Origin of the sequence: Mycobacterium parascrofulaceum ATCC BAA-614, from assembly GCF_000164135.1 — a bacterium.
In the GTDB taxonomy this organism is placed as follows: Bacteria; Actinomycetota; Actinomycetes; order Mycobacteriales; family Mycobacteriaceae; genus Mycobacterium; species Mycobacterium parascrofulaceum.
This window is the reverse complement of the sequence record NZ_GG770553.1, coordinates 1,393,072-1,410,504: the sequence shown is the minus strand read 5'-3', so window position 1 is coordinate 1,410,504 and position 17,433 is coordinate 1,393,072. Positions and strand designations below refer to the sequence as shown.

Annotated in this window: 19 protein-coding genes; 6 read left to right on the top strand and 13 right to left on the bottom strand. The window is 72.3% G+C overall.

Going from position 1 to position 17,433, the window contains the following annotated elements; translation table 11 throughout:
- Positions 1-171: 171 nt before the first annotated feature.
- Positions 172-1,203, bottom strand: a complete 1,032-nt coding sequence (locus HMPREF0591_RS06645) for an NAD-dependent epimerase/dehydratase family protein (RefSeq protein WP_007167693.1) — start codon at positions 1,201-1,203, stop codon at positions 172-174.
- Complete coding sequence (locus HMPREF0591_RS06640) at positions 1,200-1,976, bottom strand: S-methyl-5'-thioadenosine phosphorylase (protein WP_040621290.1); 777 nt, start codon at positions 1,974-1,976, stop codon at positions 1,200-1,202. Before HMPREF0591_RS06640 ends, HMPREF0591_RS06645 begins: the two co-directional genes overlap by 4 nt.
- Before the next feature lie 73 nt (positions 1,977-2,049).
- Here HMPREF0591_RS06640 and HMPREF0591_RS06635 point away from each other — a divergent pair, with 73 nt between their 5' ends.
- The gene (locus HMPREF0591_RS06635) at positions 2,050-2,922 is read left to right on the top strand and encodes a 1,4-dihydroxy-2-naphthoate polyprenyltransferase (protein WP_040621969.1); all 873 of its coding nucleotides are present in this window, start codon (positions 2,050-2,052) and stop codon (positions 2,920-2,922) included.
- 145 nt (positions 2,923-3,067) lie between these two features.
- Positions 3,068-4,075: a beta-ketoacyl-ACP synthase III gene (gene fabH / locus HMPREF0591_RS06630; protein WP_007167690.1), complete on the top strand. Its 1,008-nt coding sequence runs from the start codon at positions 3,068-3,070 to the stop codon at positions 4,073-4,075.
- Here the strand turns inward: fabH and HMPREF0591_RS06625 are convergent.
- Complete coding sequence (locus HMPREF0591_RS06625) at positions 4,072-4,434, bottom strand: DUF4229 domain-containing protein (RefSeq protein ID WP_007167689.1); 363 nt, start codon at positions 4,432-4,434, stop codon at positions 4,072-4,074. The genes fabH and HMPREF0591_RS06625 overlap by 4 nt on opposite strands.
- A 46-nt stretch (positions 4,435-4,480) precedes the next feature.
- Here HMPREF0591_RS06625 and HMPREF0591_RS31915 point away from each other — a divergent pair, with 46 nt between their 5' ends.
- Positions 4,481-4,642, top strand: a complete 162-nt coding sequence (locus HMPREF0591_RS31915) for a hypothetical protein (RefSeq protein ID WP_007167688.1) — start codon at positions 4,481-4,483, stop codon at positions 4,640-4,642.
- A 9-nt stretch (positions 4,643-4,651) separates the two neighbouring features.
- Here the strand turns inward: HMPREF0591_RS31915 and HMPREF0591_RS06620 are convergent, their stop codons facing one another.
- The 8 genes from HMPREF0591_RS06620 to HMPREF0591_RS06585 form a co-directional block, all read right to left on the bottom strand.
- Positions 4,652-5,938 carry a MinD/ParA family ATP-binding protein gene (locus HMPREF0591_RS06620; RefSeq protein ID WP_085981525.1) on the bottom strand — a complete coding sequence of 429 codons (1,287 nt, stop codon included), beginning with the start codon at positions 5,936-5,938 and terminating at the stop codon, positions 4,652-4,654.
- 37 nt (positions 5,939-5,975) lie between these two features.
- A complete protein-coding gene (gene ccsB / locus HMPREF0591_RS06615; RefSeq protein WP_007167686.1) occupies positions 5,976-6,953 on the bottom strand; it encodes a c-type cytochrome biogenesis protein CcsB in 978 nt (325 codons plus the stop codon).
- A complete protein-coding gene (locus HMPREF0591_RS06610) occupies positions 6,950-8,527 on the bottom strand; it encodes a cytochrome c biogenesis protein ResB (RefSeq protein ID WP_040621285.1) in 1,578 nt (525 codons plus the stop codon). The genes ccsB and HMPREF0591_RS06610 overlap by 4 nt, the downstream gene beginning before the upstream one ends.
- 68 nt (positions 8,528-8,595) lie before the next feature.
- Positions 8,596-9,375: a cytochrome c biogenesis CcdA family protein gene (locus HMPREF0591_RS06605; protein ID WP_007167684.1), complete on the bottom strand. Its 780-nt coding sequence runs from the start codon at positions 9,373-9,375 to the stop codon at positions 8,596-8,598.
- Positions 9,372-9,962: a TlpA disulfide reductase family protein gene (locus tag HMPREF0591_RS06600; protein ID WP_040621964.1), complete on the bottom strand. Its 591-nt coding sequence runs from the start codon at positions 9,960-9,962 to the stop codon at positions 9,372-9,374. The genes HMPREF0591_RS06605 and HMPREF0591_RS06600 overlap by 4 nt, the downstream gene beginning before the upstream one ends.
- A 2-nt stretch (positions 9,963-9,964) precedes the next feature.
- The gene (locus HMPREF0591_RS06595; protein WP_007167682.1) at positions 9,965-10,573 is read right to left on the bottom strand and encodes a histidine phosphatase family protein; all 609 of its coding nucleotides are present in this window, start codon (positions 10,571-10,573) and stop codon (positions 9,965-9,967) included.
- A complete protein-coding gene (gene hemL, locus HMPREF0591_RS06590) occupies positions 10,573-11,904 on the bottom strand; it encodes a glutamate-1-semialdehyde 2,1-aminomutase (RefSeq protein WP_007167681.1) in 1,332 nt (443 codons plus the stop codon). The genes HMPREF0591_RS06595 and hemL overlap by 1 nt, the downstream gene beginning before the upstream one ends.
- 57 nt (positions 11,905-11,961) lie before the next feature.
- Positions 11,962-12,306, bottom strand: a complete 345-nt coding sequence (locus tag HMPREF0591_RS06585; RefSeq protein WP_007167680.1) for a hypothetical protein — start codon at positions 12,304-12,306, stop codon at positions 11,962-11,964.
- Positions 12,307-12,379: 73 nt separating this feature from the next.
- Between HMPREF0591_RS06585 and HMPREF0591_RS06580 the strand changes: the two genes are divergently transcribed.
- Positions 12,380-12,775, top strand: coding sequence for a nitroreductase family deazaflavin-dependent oxidoreductase (locus HMPREF0591_RS06580; RefSeq protein WP_040621961.1), 396 nt, complete (start codon positions 12,380-12,382; stop codon positions 12,773-12,775).
- Between the two features lie 5 nt (positions 12,776-12,780).
- Here HMPREF0591_RS06580 and HMPREF0591_RS06575 read toward each other — a convergent pair whose 3' ends face one another.
- Positions 12,781-14,139: an amino acid permease gene (locus tag HMPREF0591_RS06575; protein WP_007167678.1), complete on the bottom strand. Its 1,359-nt coding sequence runs from the start codon at positions 14,137-14,139 to the stop codon at positions 12,781-12,783.
- Positions 14,140-14,159: 20 nt separating this feature from the next.
- On the bottom strand, positions 14,160-14,900 hold the full coding sequence (locus HMPREF0591_RS06570; RefSeq protein ID WP_007167677.1) for a class I SAM-dependent methyltransferase: 741 nt from the start codon (positions 14,898-14,900) through the stop codon (positions 14,160-14,162).
- A gap of 407 nt (positions 14,901-15,307) precedes the next feature.
- Here HMPREF0591_RS06570 and HMPREF0591_RS06565 point away from each other — a divergent pair, with 407 nt between their 5' ends.
- Positions 15,308-16,174, top strand: a complete 867-nt coding sequence (locus tag HMPREF0591_RS06565) for an alpha/beta hydrolase (protein WP_425270138.1) — start codon at positions 15,308-15,310, stop codon at positions 16,172-16,174.
- A gap of 9 nt (positions 16,175-16,183) precedes the next feature.
- Positions 16,184-17,433, top strand: a 1,250-nt coding sequence (locus HMPREF0591_RS06560) for an acyltransferase family protein (RefSeq protein WP_007167674.1), incomplete at its 3' end; no start/stop codon positions are given.

Below are 17,433 nucleotides of genomic sequence, written 5' to 3'. Positions count from 1 at the left end.
CCCCGCCGGCCCCAGGGCGCGCGTCCCGGTGGGTCACGCCGGCCCGCCGTCGGCCGCCGTGACCACCCGGATCGCCACCGGGCCGCGGCTCTTCCGCGGTGACGACTCCGAGACGCGACAGATCCCGGTGGACAAGCCGAAGATCTACCGGCCGCCGCAGGCGTAAGCCGCTCAGCGCAGCGGGGCGAACGCGAACTCCCGCAGGCCGTCGGCCGGGTCGACGGCCGCGCGGAAACCCAGCACCTCGGCCGCCCGGGACGGGTCGGCGACGATGTGGCGCACGTCGCCGCTGCGGTACTGGCCGGTGACCACCGGGGAGAACGCGCCGCCGCGCGCATCGCACAGCGCGCCGGCCACCTGCAGGATCGAGATCGGCCGCCCCGAACAGACGTTGACCGCGGTGAAGCCGTCGCGCGTCGAGGTGACGGCCGCCAGGTTGGCGGCGGCCACGTCGTCGACGTGGACGAAGTCGCGCATCTGCCCGCCGTCCTCGAAAACCCTTGGCGGCTCACCCCTTTCGAGCGACGAGCGGAAGATCGCCGCCACCCCGGAATACGGGGTGTCGCGCGGCATGCCCGGGCCGTAGACGTTGTGGTAGCGCAGCGCCACCACCGAGCCGCCGTCGGCCTCCGCCCACGCCAGCGCGTAGTGCTCCTGCGCGGTCTTGCTGGCGGCGTACAGGCTGCGCGGCCGCAGCGCGGTGTCCTCGTCGACGAGGCGCCAAGCCAGCTCCTCGTCGCCGACCGGGCAGCGGTGCTCGAAGATGCCGGCGTCGAGGTCGGCGCGCCGCCGCGGCACCGGGTCGACGTCCCCGTGCCGCCCGCAGCGGTACCGGCCCTGCCCGTAGACCACCATCGACGACGCCAGCACCAGGCGCCGCACCCCGGCGGCGAACATCTGCGCCAGCAGCACCGTGGTGGCGAAATCGTTGTGGCCGCCGTAGGCCGGGGCGTCGGCGGCGTCCACGCCCGCCCCGACCATCGCCGCCTGATGGCACACCACGTCCACCCCGTCCAGCAGGGGCGCCAGGGCGTCGGCGTCGCGGACGTCGACGCGGTGACAGCCCTGCGGCAGCACCGGATTCGGGCCGTGTGCCGCCGGCAGCAACGCGTCGACGCCGATGACGTCGTGCCCCGCCGCCCGCAGCGCCGCGGCCACCCGCGTGCCGATGAAACCGGCCGCGCCGGTGAGCAACACCCTCATGGCAGCTCGACGGGCAGCGTCACGCCGGTGTGCGGCAGGCAGTGCGTGCAGTTGCGTTCGCTGGCCACGCGGCCGATCGCCTCGCGCACCAACTGCTTGAATCCCTCGATGTTCTTCTCGAATTCGGCGAACACCTCGACGGTGGTCACCCCCTCGCCGGCCGTCACCCCGGCGTCCAGGTCGGTGACCAAAGCGATTGTCGCATAGCACATTTCGAGTTCCCGGGCGAGCACCGCCTCCGGGTAGCCGGTCATGTTGACCAGCGCGAACCCGGCGGAGGCGAACCACCGGCTTTCCGCGCGGGTGGAAAACCGCGGCCCCTGGATCACCACCATGGTGCCGCCGTCGACCACGCCGGGCAGCCCGGTGACGGCCGCGCGCAGGGTGGGACAGTACGGGTCGGCGAAGTCGACGTGGATGCCGCCGGAGTCGAAGTACGAGTCGGGGCGGCCGCTGGTGCGATCGACCAGCTGGTCGGGCACCACGACGGCGCCCGGCCCGTGCCGGGGCTGCAGGCTGCCGACCGCGCACGGGCCGAAGATCCGTCGCACCCCGAGCTTGCGCAGCGCCCACATGTTGGCCCGGTACGGCACGGTGTGCGCCGAGAACTGGTGGCCGGCCCCGTGCCGGGGCAGGAACGCGACCTGGTGTCCCCCGACGGCGCCGATGGTCACCGGGGCGCTGGGCGGGCCGTACGGGGTGTCGACGTCCACGGCGCGGGTGTCGGACTCGAAGAACGTGTAAAAGCCGCTGCCGCCGATGACTCCGAGCATCCGCCCATTGTGGTGCATCGCCGTCGCCGCATCGTGGGGGCGGGGCGCGACGGCGTGCTGGCAGGATGTCCTGGTGGCCAATTTCGGGCAGTGGATCTCCGGTGCGCGGCCGCGGACGCTCCCCAACGCGGTGGCGCCGGTGGTGGCGGGCACCGGCGCGGCGGCGTGGCTGGGGTCGGCGGTGTGGTGGAAGGCGCTGCTCGCGCTGGCGGTCGCGGTCGCGCTGACCGTCGGCGTCAACTACGCCAACGACTACTCCGACGGCGTCCGCGGCACCGACGACGAGCGGGCCGGCCCGGTGCGCCTGGTGGGTTCGCGGCTGGCCAGCCCGCGGTCGGTGCTGGCCGCCGCGGTGGCGAGCCTGACGATCGGGGCGGCGGCCGGGCTGGCGCTCGCCCTCGTCAGCGCGCCGTGGCTGATCGCGGTGGGCGCGATGTGCATCGCCGGCGCCTGGCTGTACACGGGCGGCTCGAAACCTTACGGCTACGCGGGTTTTGGCGAGGTCGCGGTGTTCGTGTTCTTCGGCCTGGTGGCCGTGCTGGGCACCGAGTACACCCAGGCGTTGCGGGTGGACCGGGTGGGGCTGGCGCTGGCGGTGTCGATCGGGGCGCTGTCGTCGTCGGTGCTGGTGGCCAACAACCTGCGCGACATCCCGACCGACGCGCGTTCGGGAAAGATCACCCTGGCGGTGCGGCTCGGCGATGCCCGCACCCGCGTGCTGTACCTGGCGCTGCTGGCCACCGCCGCGGTGCTGACCCTGGCGCTGATGGCGGCCACGCCGTGGTGCGCCGTCGGATTGGTGGCCACGCCGCTGGCGCTGCGCGCCGCGGGACCGGTGCGCACCGGGCGCGTCGGCCCGGAACTGATTCCCGTGCTGCGCGATACGGGCCTGGCCATGGTCGCCTGGGCGATCGCGGTGGCGGCGGCGCTGGCGCTGGCCCACTGACCGCCCACGCGCCGACGGCGCGAATTGCCGGGGTCTCGCCGCCCAATTGCGCACTCGAGTGCAACAGCGCCGCCGGATCCGATAACAATGAGGGACCGGCGTCGGCACCGACGGCCGCGCACACGAGCACCGATCGGGGACAGCAGTGAAGCAGATCGCCGCGACCAGTGGGCCGAAGAACATCGGATTGCTCAGTGTCGGGGCGTACCGCCCCGAGCGGGTGGTCACCAACGACGAGATCTGCCAGAACATCGAGTCGTCCGACGAGTGGATCTTCTCGCGGACCGGGATCAAGACCCGCCGGTTCGCCGCCCGCGACGAGTCCGCCGCGTCCATGGCCACCGAGGCCGGGCGCGCGGCGATCGCGAGCGCCGCGCTGGCGCCGTCCGACATCGACTGCGTGATCGTCGCGACCAGCACCCATTTCCTGCAGACCCCGGCCTGCGCGCCCGCGGTCGCGGCCGCGCTGGGCGCCACGGGCGTGCCCGCGTTCGACGTCTCGGCGGGGTGCGCCGGCTTCGGCTACGCGCTGGGCGTCGCCGCCGACATGATCCGCGGCGGCACCGCCGCCAAGGTGCTGGTCCTCGGTTCGGAGAAGTTGTCCCCCACCGTGGACATGCAGGACCGCACCAACTGCTTCATCTTCGCCGACGGCGCGGCGGGGGTGGTGGTGGGCGAGACGCCCGATCAGGGCATAGGCCCGACCGTCTGGGGCAGCGACGGCGAACAGGCCCTGGCGATACGCCAGGACATCGACTGGATCGACTACATGGACGCCCCCACCGGTCCCCGCCCGTTCCTGCGGCTGGAGGGCAGCGCGGTGTTCCGCTGGGCGGCGTTCGAGATGGGCAAGGTCGGCAGGCAGGCGATGGACGCCGCGGGCGTCCGGCCCGACGAGATCGACGTGTTCGTGCCGCACCAGGCCAACAGCCGCATCAACGAGGTCCTCGCCAAGGGTCTGGAGTTGCGGCCCGACGCCGTCATCGCCAACGACATCGAGCACACCGGGAACACCTCGGCGGCGTCCATCCCCCTGGCGATGGCCGAGCTGCTGGCCACCGGCGCGGCCAAGGCGGGCGACCTGGCCCTGCTGATCGGCTACGGCGCGGGGCTGAGCTATGCCGCGCAGGTCGTGCGGATGCCGCGGCTCTAAGGCGCCGCGCCGCCGCCCTCGTCGGGCGGCGTCTCGCCCTGCAACCGTGCCCGCAGCTGTTCGCGCTCCCGGCGCCGCCGCTCACCGGCGATCGCCAGCGACGCGGTGGCGCGCCGGCGCAGCGGGCCGAACAACCAGATGCCCAGGGGCATCGCGATGATCAGAGCGAACAACGCGGCGACCACGATCGGGAACTGGCTGACGCCCACCAGCCGCCCCACGCCGTAGATCGCGGCGGTGAGCACCACCGCCAGCAGCAGTCGCGCCGCGGCATAGAGCAGGACGTCGACCACCGCCCGACGGCCGGCGGCCTGCGCCCGGCCCGCCCCGGTGCTGTTGTCGCTGGCTTCGTCTGACACAGGGGAAAGCCTACGACGCGGGTATATTCGACCAAGGAGGTGTTGAGTGCTCTACCTGCTGCTCGTCCTGATTTTGGGGACGCTGATCTACGTTGGCTGGCGCACCGCGCGGTCGCAAACCCACCGCGCGAAGACGCGCGTTATCGGACCCGACGACGATCCGGATTTCCTGCGGCGGTTGGGTCACGGGGACAACAACCCCCGCTGAGCCCCGTGCTTACGCGACCCCGGGGTTGCGCTGGTCGCCCGGGAACCCGTCGGCCACGATGGCCGCCAGCTCGGTGAGCGCCTCGCGGGTCGACCGCTTGAGCCGGTCCAATTCGATCTCGGCGCCCTCTTCGAGGTGCGGGTCGAACGGCACCACCTGAACCGCGCGGCAGCGGCGGGAGAAGTGGTCGACCACCTTGTTCATGTCGACCTTGCCGGTCCGTGCCCGCACCCCGTTGATGACCGCGATCGAGTTGCGGACCATCTCCTGGTGGCCGTGCGCGTCCAACCAGTCCAGCGTCGCCGACGCGCTGCGCGCGCCGTCGATCGAGCCGGAGCTGACCACGACGAGGACGTCGGCCTTCTCCAGCACCGAGGACATCACCGAATGCAGCAGGCCGGGGCCGCAGTCGGTGAGCACCAGGCCATAGAACCGCTCCAGGACGTCGAGCACCCGCGTGTAGTCGTCGGCGCCGAACGCCTCCGACACCGCCGGATCGGTCTCCGAGGCCAGGACCTCCAGGCCGCTGGGCCCCTTCGAGGTGTAGCGGCGGACATCGCTGTAGCGCTCGATGCTGCCGGCGTCGTGCAGCAGCTGGCGCACCGTCGCCGACGTCTCCAGCGGGATCTTCTGGCTCAGGGTGCCGCGGTCGGGGTTGGCGTCGACCGCCACCACCCGGTCCCCGCGGATGGAGGCGAAGGTGGCGCCCATGGTGGCGGCGATGGTGGTCTTGCCGACGCCGCCCTTCAGCGACAGCAGCGCGATGCGGTAGCACCCGCGCAGCGGCCGGTTCACCTGCGCCACCAGGTTGTTGTAGCGGGCCGCCCGCGCCCCCTCCCCGAGGTTGATCCGGTGACCGGACAGCTCGTAGAGCAGCCGGCGCCAGCCCTCCGACGGCGGCGGCTTGACGGGCCGCAGCAGCATGCCGGTGGACAGCTCCGGGTACGGCGTGTGCGGCAGGGGCTCGGGTCGCGGCGGGGCCTGCGTGGGCAGCGCGTCGGCCGGGCCGGTGTAGTAGGCCCCGTAGGCGGTCGGGTCGACCCGCTGGATGCCGGTCACCGGGGTGGCGTCCCACGGCGGCATCCCCGCCGGCCTCGCGGTGGTGGGCGGCGCCGCCTCGCGCGGGGCCGCCGGCCGCCGCTCGGTGCGGAACCCGGCGAACGCACGGGTCGGGGCGTCGCCGCCGTCGGACTCCGGCTGGTCGTCAGGCGAGGTGGACTCCGCCTGCGGAGGCAATTGCGTGGTCGGCTGATCGGGCGCCCCGACGCCCGTCGTCGGATGGTCGGACACGTGCACTCCCCCTTGTTGCGTTACTTGGGTCGGTCGCTGGCGGTCACCCCACGCCCGCATACGAATGCAGGCCCACGGTCACCAGATTAACGAAGAACAGATTGAAGACCATGGCCACGAACCCCGCGACGTTGATCCAGGCCGCCTTCCTGTCCCGCCACCCCGCCGTCGACCTGGCGTGCAGGTAGGCCGCGTAGATCACCCAGGCGACGAAGGACACGGTCTCCTTGGGGTCCCAGCCCCAGTACCGGCCCCACGCCTCCTCCGCCCAGATCGCGCCGAAGATGACGCCGAACCCGAACACCGGGAAGGCGAAGATCGTGGTGCGGTAGGCGACGCGGTCCAGGGTCTGCGCGTCGGGGAACCGCCGCACCATCCGGGCCAGCGCCCCGTCGGCGTCCGGTTCGCCCAGCCGCGACGTGCGCAGCAGGAACAGGATGCTGGCGATGCCGGCGACCATGAACACCCCGGAGCCCAGGCTGACCACCGACACGTGGATGGGCAGCCAGTAGGACTGCAGCGCGGGCATCACCGGCGCGGCGTTGGTGTAGAGCCAGCGCCCGGACACCGTGAGCAGGATCAGCACCGGCACCAGCAGGAAAACCCACAGCGGGCGGTATTGCGGGCGGCGCAGCACGAACGCGCCGGCGAGCAGCCCGCACATGCAGGTCAGGTTGATGAACTCGTACATGTTGCCCCACGGCGCCCGCAGGGTGGCCAGGCCGCGCAGCACGATGCAGGCGAGCAGCAACCCGATGCCGAGGTAGACGACGGCCAGCCCGGCCCGCCCCACCCGTTCGTCCAGCGGCCGCTGGGGGACGTCCTCGACGATGCCGGGGGTGACGCCGTCCGGGGCGACCGCCCCGGCGAGGACGCGCTCGCGCCGGTCGACGCGGCGACCGCCCGCGTAGGCCAGCTCGAAGGCCAGCAGCAGCAACGCGATGACGAGCGCCACGACGGCCGACGTGAACGCCCAGTCGGAGTAGCGCGCCAGCCCGATGTTGACGTGCAGCGTGTTCATTTGACGTCCACCTGAGAACTCCTTCTGGACGCGGGGGGCTTGGGCGACTGCTCCGGACCGGGCTCGCCCAGGCCGTTCAACATCCGCTCGGTCAACCGCTCGAACTCGTCGCCCCACCCGGAATTGTCGGTGCGCGCCAGCCCGCCCAGTTCGATGTTCACCGTACCGGCCGCCGGGGTGAGCCTGGCCCACACCCGGCGGCGGCGCACCAGCAGCGAAACCAGCAGGCCGGCCATCATCGTGACGGCGAAGACCAGCACCCAGGCCTGGCCGGGATCGTGGGAGACCTGCAGGTTGACGAACGGCACGGCGCCGTCGAAGCGGACGACGGTGCCGGCCGCCGGGCCCGCCTCGATCCGCACCTCCTGCCCGGCGCGCAGGTTGACCCGCTTCTCCTTGGTCAGCCGGCCCTGTTGGATCAGCCGTGGATCGAGCGTGAACAGCGATTGCGGCCGCCCGGTGTCCAGCCCGGTGTCGCCGCGGTAGATGTCGACGGCCACCGCGGGGGCGTTCAGGGCCGGGAAGCGCGACGACAGCAGCGTCCCGTCGAGCTGCTCGGTCGGCGCCAGCAGGCCCTGGATCGCGATCTCGTGCTGGCGTCGCTCGGCGGCGTTGGGATAGCTGCCGGCGGGCGGGTCGATGCGCGCCACCCCCGACGACAGCAGGGTCCGCGGGTTGTCGGGCCGCCATTGCACGGTCGACGTGCGCGTCTGCCCGTCCGGGAACGTCACGGTGAAGGTGGGCGCGTAGCCGTGGCCCTGCAGGTACACCCGGTCACCGCCGACGCGCAGCGGGTGGTTGACCTCCAGCAGGTAGTGCCGCCAGCTGTTGGCCGCCAGGTCGTGGCCCGCCTGGTAGTCGATGTCGGCGGCGAACGAGGTGGCCTGCCCCGACGGCAGGTAGTGCGCCTGGAAGTCGTTGACGCGGATGCAGATCGGGGTCAGCGACGTGCCGTCGACGGTGTTGCCGGCGCGGAACGAGTCGAACGCGGCCGGTGAGGCCGAGCAGAACCCCGGGCCGGAGTCGGCGATGACGATCACGTTGCCCTCGTAGCCGAACAGTTTGCCGACGGCCACCGCGACCAGCAGGCCCAGCAGGGAGAAGTGGAAGACGATGTTGCCGAACTCCCGCAGGTAGCCCTTCTCCGCGGACACCTCGACGGCCTCGCCCTCGTGCCGGATGGCCGTGCGCCAGCCGCGCAGCCCGCCGGTGATCCTGTTCGCCAGGGCGTTGAGCCGGTCGGGCTCGGCGTCGATGCGGGCGCTGGCGTGCTTGGGCAGGCGGGCCAGGTTGCGCGGGGCGGGCACCGGGGTGGCGCGCAGGCCGCGGGCGTGCTCGATCATCCGCGGCGTCAGGCAGCCGACCAGGGAGACGAACAGCAGGACGTAGATGGCGGTGAACCAGAAGCTGGAGAACACGTCGAACGCCTGCAGCCGGTCCAGCCAGGGCCCGATGACCGGGTGCGCCTTCAGGTAGTCGTCGACCTTGCCCGCGTTGAGGTTGCGCTGCGGCAGCAGCGCCCCGGGTATCGCGCCCAGCGCCAGCAGGAACAGCAGCACCAGCGCGGTGCCCATCGAGGTCAACGCGCGCCAGGTGTTGCGGACCCGGGCGCCAAGGGGCGCGAGCAGCTCTACCGGGGCGCTCAAATCGGCAACCTCACGTCGGACACGAAGGCGTCGCGCAGCCACGAGACGAAGTCGTTCCACGCCCCGCTGACCAGCAGCGCGCCGACCGCGATCAGCAGTGCGCCGCCGAAGATCTGGATGGCCCGGGTGTGGCGCCGCAGCCAGCCCAGGGCCCCCACCGCGCCCGCCGAGCCGAAGGCCAGCAGCACGAAGGGGATGCCGAGTCCCAGGCAGTAGGCGATCACCAGGACGATGCCGCGGGCCACGCTCGCGCCGTCGGTGGCCGAGGCCACGGTGATCACGCCGGCCAGCGTCGGCCCCAGGCAGGGCGTCCAGCCCAGCGCGAACACCGCGCCCAGCAGCGGCGCCCCGGCGACGGTGGTCAGCTGCCGCGGGCTGAACCGGGCCTGACGCTGCAGGGCCGGGATGAGGCCGACGAACACCAGCCCCATGACGATCGTCAGCACGCCGCCGACCCGCTGCAGCAACAGCTGGTTGGTGATCAGCGCGGTCGTCATGCCGAGGACGGCGACGGTGCCCAGCACGAACACCGTGGTGAACCCGGCGACGAACAGCGCCGCCGACCCCGCGACCCGCCACCGCGCCGACGGCGGGGCCTTGACGGCGCCGGGGGGCGGCTGCTCGTCGACGCCGACGACGGCGGCCAGGTAGGACAGGTAGCCGGGGACCAGCGGCACCACGCACGGCGAGGCGAACGACACCAGGCCGGCCAGCAGGCACGCGCCGAGGGCCACGAGGAGCGGCCCGGCGGCGGCGATCTGGGTGAAGCCGCTCACTTTTCCCGGGCCAACTTCTGCACCACGGGCTGCAGGTCGGGCGCCAGCAGTTCGCGCAGGAACACCGCGGCGACCCGGTGCTGCCGGTCCAGGACCAGCGTGGACGGGATCACGGTGGTGGGGTACTTGCCGCCGAACGCGATCAGCGTGCGCATCGCCGGGTCGTAGATGGACGGGAACGTCACGTGGCGGTCGTTGACGAAGTCCAGCGCCGCCTGCCGGTTGCTGTCCCGCACGTCGATGCCCAGGAAGGACACCCCGGTGTCGCGGGTGGCGTCGTACACCTGCTGCAGCTGGCCGACCTCGGCCCGGCACGGCCCGCACCACTGCCCCCAGATGTTGATGACGACGACGCGGCCCGCGAAGATCGGATCGTCCAGCGACAGGGGGTGGGCCGGGTCGGCCAGGTCGGGCCCGGACAGCGGGCCGGGGCGGCCGCGGCTGGACGGCGGGTCGTAGTAGATATCGGTCTTGCCGCCGGGCGAGACGAACTCGAAGGTGCCGCCCTGGGCCACCGCGTCGCGACCGGACGAACAGCCCGCGAGCAGGGTCGTCACCACGACCCCGGCCGTCGCCAGTCGCCGGATCACTACGGCCCCGCCGGTTCGACGTACTCGACGCCGGCCAGCCGGTCGCCCTCGTACACCAGGGTGGTGATCGAGCACAGGCCGCACTCCCGGCGGCGCGGATCGTGCCACAGCCGGCGGCCGGTCAGGTGCAGCCGGAGCGTCCACACCGGCAGCTGATGGCTGACGCACACCACCTCGCGGCCGGCGCCGCGGGCGCGCGCCTTGTCCACCGCGGTGGTCATCCGCGCCGCGATCTCGGCGTACGGCTCGCCCCACGACGGGGTGAACGGGTCGCGCAACTGCCACCAGAACCGCGGGTCGCGCCAGGCGCCGTCGCCCGGGCCGACGCGGCGGCCCTCGAAGAAGTTGGCCGACTCGATCAGGTCGTGGTCGGTGTCCACGGCCACCCCGTGCTTGGCGGCGATGGGCGCCGCGGTCTCCTGCGCGCGCTGCAGCGGGGACGCGACCACCGCGGCGATGTCCCGGCCGGCCAGCGCGTCGGCGACCGCGGCCGCCTGCTCCCGGCCCCGGTCGGACAGGTGGAACCCGGGCAGCCGGCCGTAGAGCACGCCGCCGGGGTTGTACACCTCGCCGTGGCGCACCACGTGGACGCGGGTCTGCTCGGCCATCACGGCTGGTCCTTCTGGGCGGCCGCGCGGGCGGCGGTGGGCAGGGCTTCGGCGATCCGGTCGAACGCCGCGTCGTCCAGCGCCGCCGAGACGAACCAGGCCTCGAAGGCGCTGCAGGGCGGGTAGACGCCCGCGTCCAGCAGGGCGTGGAAGAACGGCGGATAGCGCCACGTCTGGCTGGCCCGCGCGGACGCGAAGTCGGTCACCGGCGGGTCGGAGAAGAACACGCTGAGCATGTTGCCGGCCCGCGAAAGCTGATGCGCCACACCGGCTTCGGTAAGCGCCCCGGAGAGCAGCCCGGCCAGCCGGTCGGCGTTGTCGTCCAGCGCGGCGTAGACGGCGGCGTCGGCGGCGCGCAGCGTCGCCAGGCCGGCGGCCACCGCGACCGGGTTCCCCGACAGCGTGCCGGCCTGATACACCGGCCCCAGCGGGGCCAGCCGCTCCATCACCTGGGCGCGCCCGCCGAAGGCGGCGGCGGGCAGCCCGCCGCTCATCACCTTGCCGAAGGTGAACAGGTCGGCGGCGACGGGATCGATTCCGTACCAACCGCTTCGGCTGACCCGGAAGCCGGTCATCACCTCGTCGACGATCAGCAGCGCACCGTGCTCGGCGGTGATCGTGCGCAGCGCGGCGTTGTAGCCGGGCGCCGGCGGGACAACCCCCATGTTGCCGGGGCTGGCCTCGGTGATCACCGCGGCGATCTGGTCGCCGAACCGGGCGAACGTCTCGCGCACGGCGTCAACGTCGTTGTAGGGCAACACGATCGTGTCGGCCGCCGCCGCGCCGGTGACCCCGGGCGAGGACGGCAGGCCCAGCGTCGCCACCCCGGAGCCCGCGTCGGCGAGCAGGGCGTCGGCGTGGCCGTGGTAGCAGCCGGAGAACTTGACGATCTTGGGCCTGCCGGTGAACCCGCGGGCCAGCCGGATCGCGCTCATGGTGGCCTCGGTGCCGGAGTTGACCAGCCGGACCCGCTCGACGGGCGGCACCCGCTCGATGATCTCGGCGGCCAGCCGGCTCTCCGACGGCGTTGGCGCGCCAAACGACAGGCCGTGCGACGCGGCGTTGGTGACGGCCTCGACGACCGCGGGGTGGGCGTGCCCCAGGATCATCGGGCCCCAGGAGCAGACCAGGTCCACGTAGCGATTGCCGTCGGCGTCGGTGAGCCGGCACCCGTTCGCCTCGGTGATGAAGCGCGGGGTGCCGCCGACCGCGGTGAACGCCCGCACCGGTGAGTTCACCCCGCCGGGGATGACGGCGCAGGCATCGGCGAACAGCCGGGCCGACTCCGCCGTCGTCCCGGCGCGCGCGGTCGCCTGGTCACTGCTTCCCATGACGACCAGTGTCCCAGCCCCCGCGACCGCTTCAACTACAGGGTGTAGCAGGACGGGTCAGTCGTCGCCGTGCGGGTCGGCTTGCTGCGCGGCCAGGAAGTTCCGGCGGGCGGCCTCGCGTTCCCGTTCCGCCGCGAGCCGGTGCGCGCCGACGTCCCCGAGGCCCTCGGCGACTGCGAGTTCGTGGATTTCGGCGGCCCGCTCGTGCGCGGCGGCGGCTTCATAGTGGCGATATCGCTCGCGGTGGTGCGCGTCGTGGTCCCGGTCGTGGGCGTGCCCGGCGCGGTCGGTGGCGCGCTCGACGTCCTGGGAGGTGATGGGCTTGCGCGCGGCGAGGTCCCGGCCCCTGCGCAACAGCTCCTCGGCGCGCTGGGCCGCCTCGTTACCCGGCGAGTCGCCCATGTTCAGACAGTAGACCCGTTTGCGCCGAAAAGTTTGGTTGATGCGGGGCGGCGGCGGCGAGTTGGATGGCGGTATGCAGATGCCACAAGCGCTCGCCCGGTTCAATCGGCACGTCACCAACCCGGTTCAGCGGCTGTGGGCCGGCTGGCTGCCACCGTTCGCGATCGTCGAACACGTCGGCCGCCGCTCGGGCAAGCCCTACCGCACACCGGTGAATGTGTTCAGCGCGGACGTCGACGGCAAACCCGGGGTGGCGATCCTGCTGACCTACGGACCGGATCGGGACTGGCTGAAGAACCTGACCGCGGCGGGCGGCGGGCGGATGCGCCGCAACGGCAAGGGCTTCGGCATCGCCGACCCGCGGGTGGTCACCAAGGCCGAGGCGGCCGAACACGTGAGCGGCGGAGCGCGGCCGATTTTCGCGCGGCTGCCGTTCGAGGACGCGGTCCTGCTGACCAAGACGGACTGAGCGGCTCACTCCCCGGGCCGCGCGGGAAGCCGTCCGCGGGCGCGGGCCGCGAGGTACAGCCCGATCACCACCGCCCACGACAACAGGCTGAGCCAGAGCTGGCTGCGCGCCGAGCGGTCGAAGGCCATCTGCACCAGCACGGCGGTGATCGCGGCGAGGGTCAGGATCGACAGCACCGGGAAGAACCACATCTTCACGCTCAGGTTCTCGGCCGGGGTGCGGCGCCGCAGGATGATCTGCGACAGCGCGATCAGCCAGTACACGAACAGGATGATCGCGCCCGAGGAGTTGAGCAGGAACAGGAACACGGTGTCGGGCGCGACGCGCGCCATGACGACGCAGCCGAAGCCGACCGCCGACGAGCACAGGATGGCGATATGCGGAACGCCGCGCCCGCTCAGGCTGACCAACCGCATCGGGGCCTCGCCGCGTTCGGCGAGCACGAACAGCATGCGCGACGCCGTGTAGAGCCCCGAGTTCAGGCAGGACAGCACCGCGGTGAGCACCACCGCGTTCATCACCTGGTCGGCGCCGCGCAGCCCGAGGTGGTGCAGGGCGGCCACGTACGGCGAGGCGCCGAGTTCCACCGAGTCCCAGGGCAGGATCACCACCAGCAGGAAGATCGAGCCGACGAAGAAGACACCAATCCGCGTCACCACCGACCGCGTCGCCTTCTGGACCGCGAGGTGCGGGTCCCGGCTCTCGGCGGCGGCCACGGTGACGATCTCGGCGCCGACCATGGAGAAGATCACCACCACGATGGCGGCGAAGACGGCGCCGACGCCCTTGGGGAAGAAGCCGCCGTGCGCGGTGAGGTTGGCCAGCCCACCGGCGCGGCCGGGCACGAGGCCGAGCACGAACGCCGCACCCACGCCGAGGAAGACCGCGATGGTCGCGACTTTGATTCCGGCGAACCAGAATTCGAATTCACCGAAGGACGTGACCGAGAACAGGTTGGTGGCGGTCATCAGCAGCATCAGGCACAGCGACAGCAGCCACAGCGGCGCGTGGAACCAGTAGCCCAGGACTTTCCCGCCGGCGACCGCCTCGAACCCGACCACGATCACCCAGAAGTACCAGTACAGCCAGGCGACCGAAAACCCCGCCCAGCCGCCCAGGGCCTTGGCCGCGTAGTCGGCGAACGATCCGGTCGACGGGTCCGCGGCCGCCATCTCGCCCAGCATCCGCATCACCAGGACGATCAGCAGCCCGCACAGCGCGTACGACAGAAACGCCGCGGGGCCGGTGTCTTTGATCACCACCCCCGACCCGACGAACAGGCCGGCGCCGATCACCCCGCCGAGGGCGATCATGCTGAGCTGGCGCTGCGATAACCCTTGGCGCAGTTGCCCCGTGCTGCCCATGCCGGACCGCGTAGCCGCGGTCAGTCCAGGCGGGTGGCCACCACGGACCACACCGGAAGGTGCACCCGGTGGTCTTCCAGCAGCGGGTCGATGACGCCGAGCCGGTGCACCAGCGGCCGCATCCGCTGCAGGATCTCGCCCTGCTGGTCGGACGCGAACGTCTTCATGGCGTCGAACGTCTCCTTGAGGAAGCGGGCCTGGTAGGTCGTGCCGCCCAGGTAGTCGATGCGCCAGCCGTTGGCGCCGAACACCCGCTCGAAGTTGTCGGCGGGTATCGCCGTCCACTGCAGGCCGTTGACGTTGTGCGGGCTGAACTCGAACATGTACAGCCGCGCGCCCGGCCTGGTGGCCCGGTGCAGGGCCTGCGCGTATCGCGTCTGGACGACGCCGTCGTTGAGGAACACGTGGTAGAAGGCGCTGTCCACCACCGTGTCGAATCGGCCGTCGAACCCCTCCAGTCGGGTGGCGTCGGCCACCTGGAAATCGACCTCGACCCCCGCGCGTTCGGCGTTGCGTTTGGCGCGTTCGATGGCCGACGGCGAATCATCGATTCCGGTCGCCGAATACCCTTGCGCGGCAAAGTGAATGGCGTGGTAGCCGGGGCCGGTTCCCGGATCGAGCACCTCGCCGCGGATCCCGCCGTACGCCACCAACTGCTGCACCGCCGGCTGCGGGCCGCCGATGTCCCAGGGAATCCGCCCGCCGGTCTGCCCTGCCTCGTCGTACAGCGGTTCGAAACCGGCGACGTTCGCGTCAGTCATTGCGTCTCGCTTCCTCGCGACCCTCGACGGGAACGACACTACTGCCGAGACCGCTTACAGGTGCGGGTCTTGCTCGCGGATCAGCGCGGTGGCGAGCACGCCGACGGCCGCCGTCGCCACCGGATAGCCACACGCAGAGCGCGGTCATGATCGTCGGGCGCGGCACCGAATACGTTGCAGCACAAATAGATACGACGCGGCCGCGGCACTCCCGTCACCCCGGTGGCGCCGCGCCGGTGGTCCGATCACGACGCCGCAACCCGGCCGCCGGACCCGCCGCGCGCCCGGCGGCCCGGTGCACCGCAGGTAACCGGTCGGAGACCGGGAGGTCACGCCAGATCACACAATGCTTCCATTTCGGCGTGGCTCGGCAGGTAATCACCGGCCCGGGCGGCATCATTGCGATCATGCCTGACCTGACACGCCGGGCGGTGCTGCGGATGGGAGCCAGCGCCGGCCTGGGAGCCGCTGGCGTGTTCGCCCTGAGTGGCCTGCTCGACCCGGTCAGGCCGCAGGCCGCGACGCTGCCGCAGGCCCCGGCCCCCTTCGAGCCGTCCGCGGCGAGCAGCAACCTGCCGACCAGGCTCACCGGTTCGTTCGTCTCCGCCGCCCGCGGGGCCGTGAAGACGAACTACGTGATCGCCTTGCCGCCCGGCCATACCGGGACGCTGCGCCCGGTGATCGCCCTGCACGGCAAGGACGGCGACGCCAACATGATGCTCGACTGCGGCGTCGAGCACGGCCTGGCCCAGCTGGTCAAGGAGGGCAGGCCGCCGTTCGCGGTGGTGGGGGTCGACGGCGGCAGCGACTCCTACTGGCACAAGCGGGCCGACGGCACCGACGCCGGCGCGATGGTGCTCGACGAGCTGTTGCCGATGCTGTCGTCGATGGGCTTCGACACCTCCCGAGTGGGCTTCATGGGGTGGTCGATGGGCGGGTACGGGGCGCTGCACCTGGGCGCCAAGCTCGGCCCGGCGCGGACCGCGGGGATCTGCGCGATCAGCCCGGCGCTGTACACCTCGTTCGCCGACAGCGCCCCCAAGGCGTTCGACAGCAACGAGGACTGGACGCAGAACAGCGTGCTGGGCGTGCCGGCGCTGTCGCAGATCCCGCTGCGCGTGGACTGCGGCACCTTCGACCGGTTCTATCCGGCCACCCGGCAGTTCGTGAATCAGCTGAAAACGCCGCCGGCGGGCAGCTTCTCGCTGGGCGGCCACGACATCGTCTACTGGCGGGCACAGTTGCCCGGCGAGCTCGCGTGGATGGCGTCCTAGCGGAGACCGATGACCGTCCGGGCGAACCAACCTCCCTCCCGCCACCAGGAGCGGGCGGTGCGGCGGACCGGATTTCGCCCCGACATCGAGGGGTTGCGCGCCGTCGCGGTGATCGCGGTCGTGCTCTACCACGCGGGCATCCCGGGGGTGACCGGCGGCTACGTCGGCGTGGACGTGTTCTTCGTCATCTCCGGCTTCCTGATCACCGGGCTGCTGTTCCGTGAGGTGAGCGCCACCAACACCGTTGCGCTGGGCCGCTTTTTCGCCGCGCGTGCCCGCCGCCTGCTGCCGGCCGCCGCCGTCGTCGGCGTCGTCACCGCCGTCGGCGCGGCCGTCGTGCTGCCGCCGTTGCAGGCGCGCAGCGTCTTCCTCGACGGCATCGCCAGCGCCCTCTACGTCGGCAACTACCGATTCGCCACCCAGGGCACCGACTACCTGACCCCGCACGCGGCCTCGCCGTTCCAGCACTACTGGTCGCTGGGCGTGGAGGAGCAGTTCTATCTGGTGTGGCCGATGCTGATCATCGCCACGGCCTGGCTGGTTCGGCGCGTTCCCGCCTTGCGCGGGGCCACCCCGTATGCGGTGGCGCTGGGGCTGGTCGGGGCGGCGTCGCTGGCCGCGGCCGTGCTGTGGACCCGGACGTCGCCGCCGTGGGCGTTCTTCTCCCTGCCGACCCGCGCCTGGGAACTGGCCGCGGGCGGCCTGGTGGCCCTGTCGATCGGACACTGGCGGCGCCTGTCGCTGCTGACCGGGGCGATCGCCGGGTGGGGCGGCCTGGCGCTGATCGTGCTGACCTGCACGCAGCTGCGCGCCGGGACGCCCTACCCCGGCACCGCGGCGCTGCTGCCGGTGCTGGGCACCGCGCTGGTCGTCGGTGGCGGCAGCGTCACCGGCGGCCTGGGGGCCGGCCGGCTGCTGTGCCGGCCGGCGATGCGCGCGATCGGCCGGATCTCCTATTCCTGGTACCTGTGGCACTGGCCGGTGCTGCTGCTCATGCCGGCGCTGCTCGGCGAGCCCGCGGGGCTGCCGGCCAGGCTCGCCGCGACGGCCGTCTCGGCCGGGCTCGCCATGATCACCCTGCACCTGGTCGAGAATCCCGGCCGGTTCGCCGCCGCCCTGCGCCGGTCGGCCACGGCCAGCCTGGCCGTCGCCGGCGGGGCCAGCGCCGTCGCGGCCTGCGCCTGCGTGCTGTTGCTGAACGTGGTGCCCGTCCCGGTCGGTCGTGGGGCGGCCGCCCCGCGGGCCAACATCGTGGCGGC

What these genes read in the sequence shown, in the direction of transcription:
- HMPREF0591_RS06645 (WP_007167693.1), bottom strand. Translation starts at nt 1,203, where the DNA reads ATGAGGGTGTTGCTCACCGGCGCGGCCGGTTTCATCGGCACGCGGGTG.
- HMPREF0591_RS06640 (WP_040621290.1), bottom strand. Translation starts at nt 1,976, where the DNA reads ATGCTCGGAGTCATCGGCGGCAGCGGCTTTTACACGTTCTTCGAGTCC.
- ccsB (WP_007167686.1), bottom strand. Translation starts at nt 6,953, where the DNA reads ATGAACACGCTGCACGTCAACATCGGGCTGGCGCGCTACTCCGACTGG.
- HMPREF0591_RS06610 (WP_040621285.1), bottom strand. Translation starts at nt 8,527, where the DNA reads ATGGGCACCGCGCTGGTGCTGCTGTTCCTGCTGGCGCTGGGCGCGATA.
- HMPREF0591_RS06595 (WP_007167682.1), bottom strand. Translation starts at nt 10,573, where the DNA reads ATGGCCGAGCAGACCCGCGTCCACGTGGTGCGCCACGGCGAGGTGTAC.
- hemL (WP_007167681.1), bottom strand. Translation starts at nt 11,904, where the DNA reads ATGGGAAGCAGTGACCAGGCGACCGCGCGCGCCGGGACGACGGCGGAG.
- HMPREF0591_RS06585 (WP_007167680.1), bottom strand. Translation starts at nt 12,306, where the DNA reads ATGGGCGACTCGCCGGGTAACGAGGCGGCCCAGCGCGCCGAGGAGCTG.
- HMPREF0591_RS06580 (WP_040621961.1), top strand. Translation starts at nt 12,380, where the DNA reads ATGCAGATGCCACAAGCGCTCGCCCGGTTCAATCGGCACGTCACCAAC.
- HMPREF0591_RS06575 (WP_007167678.1), bottom strand. Translation starts at nt 14,139, where the DNA reads ATGGGCAGCACGGGGCAACTGCGCCAAGGGTTATCGCAGCGCCAGCTC.
- HMPREF0591_RS06570 (WP_007167677.1), bottom strand. Translation starts at nt 14,900, where the DNA reads ATGACTGACGCGAACGTCGCCGGTTTCGAACCGCTGTACGACGAGGCA.
- HMPREF0591_RS06565 (WP_425270138.1), top strand. Translation starts at nt 15,308, where the DNA reads ATGCCTGACCTGACACGCCGGGCGGTGCTGCGGATGGGAGCCAGCGCC.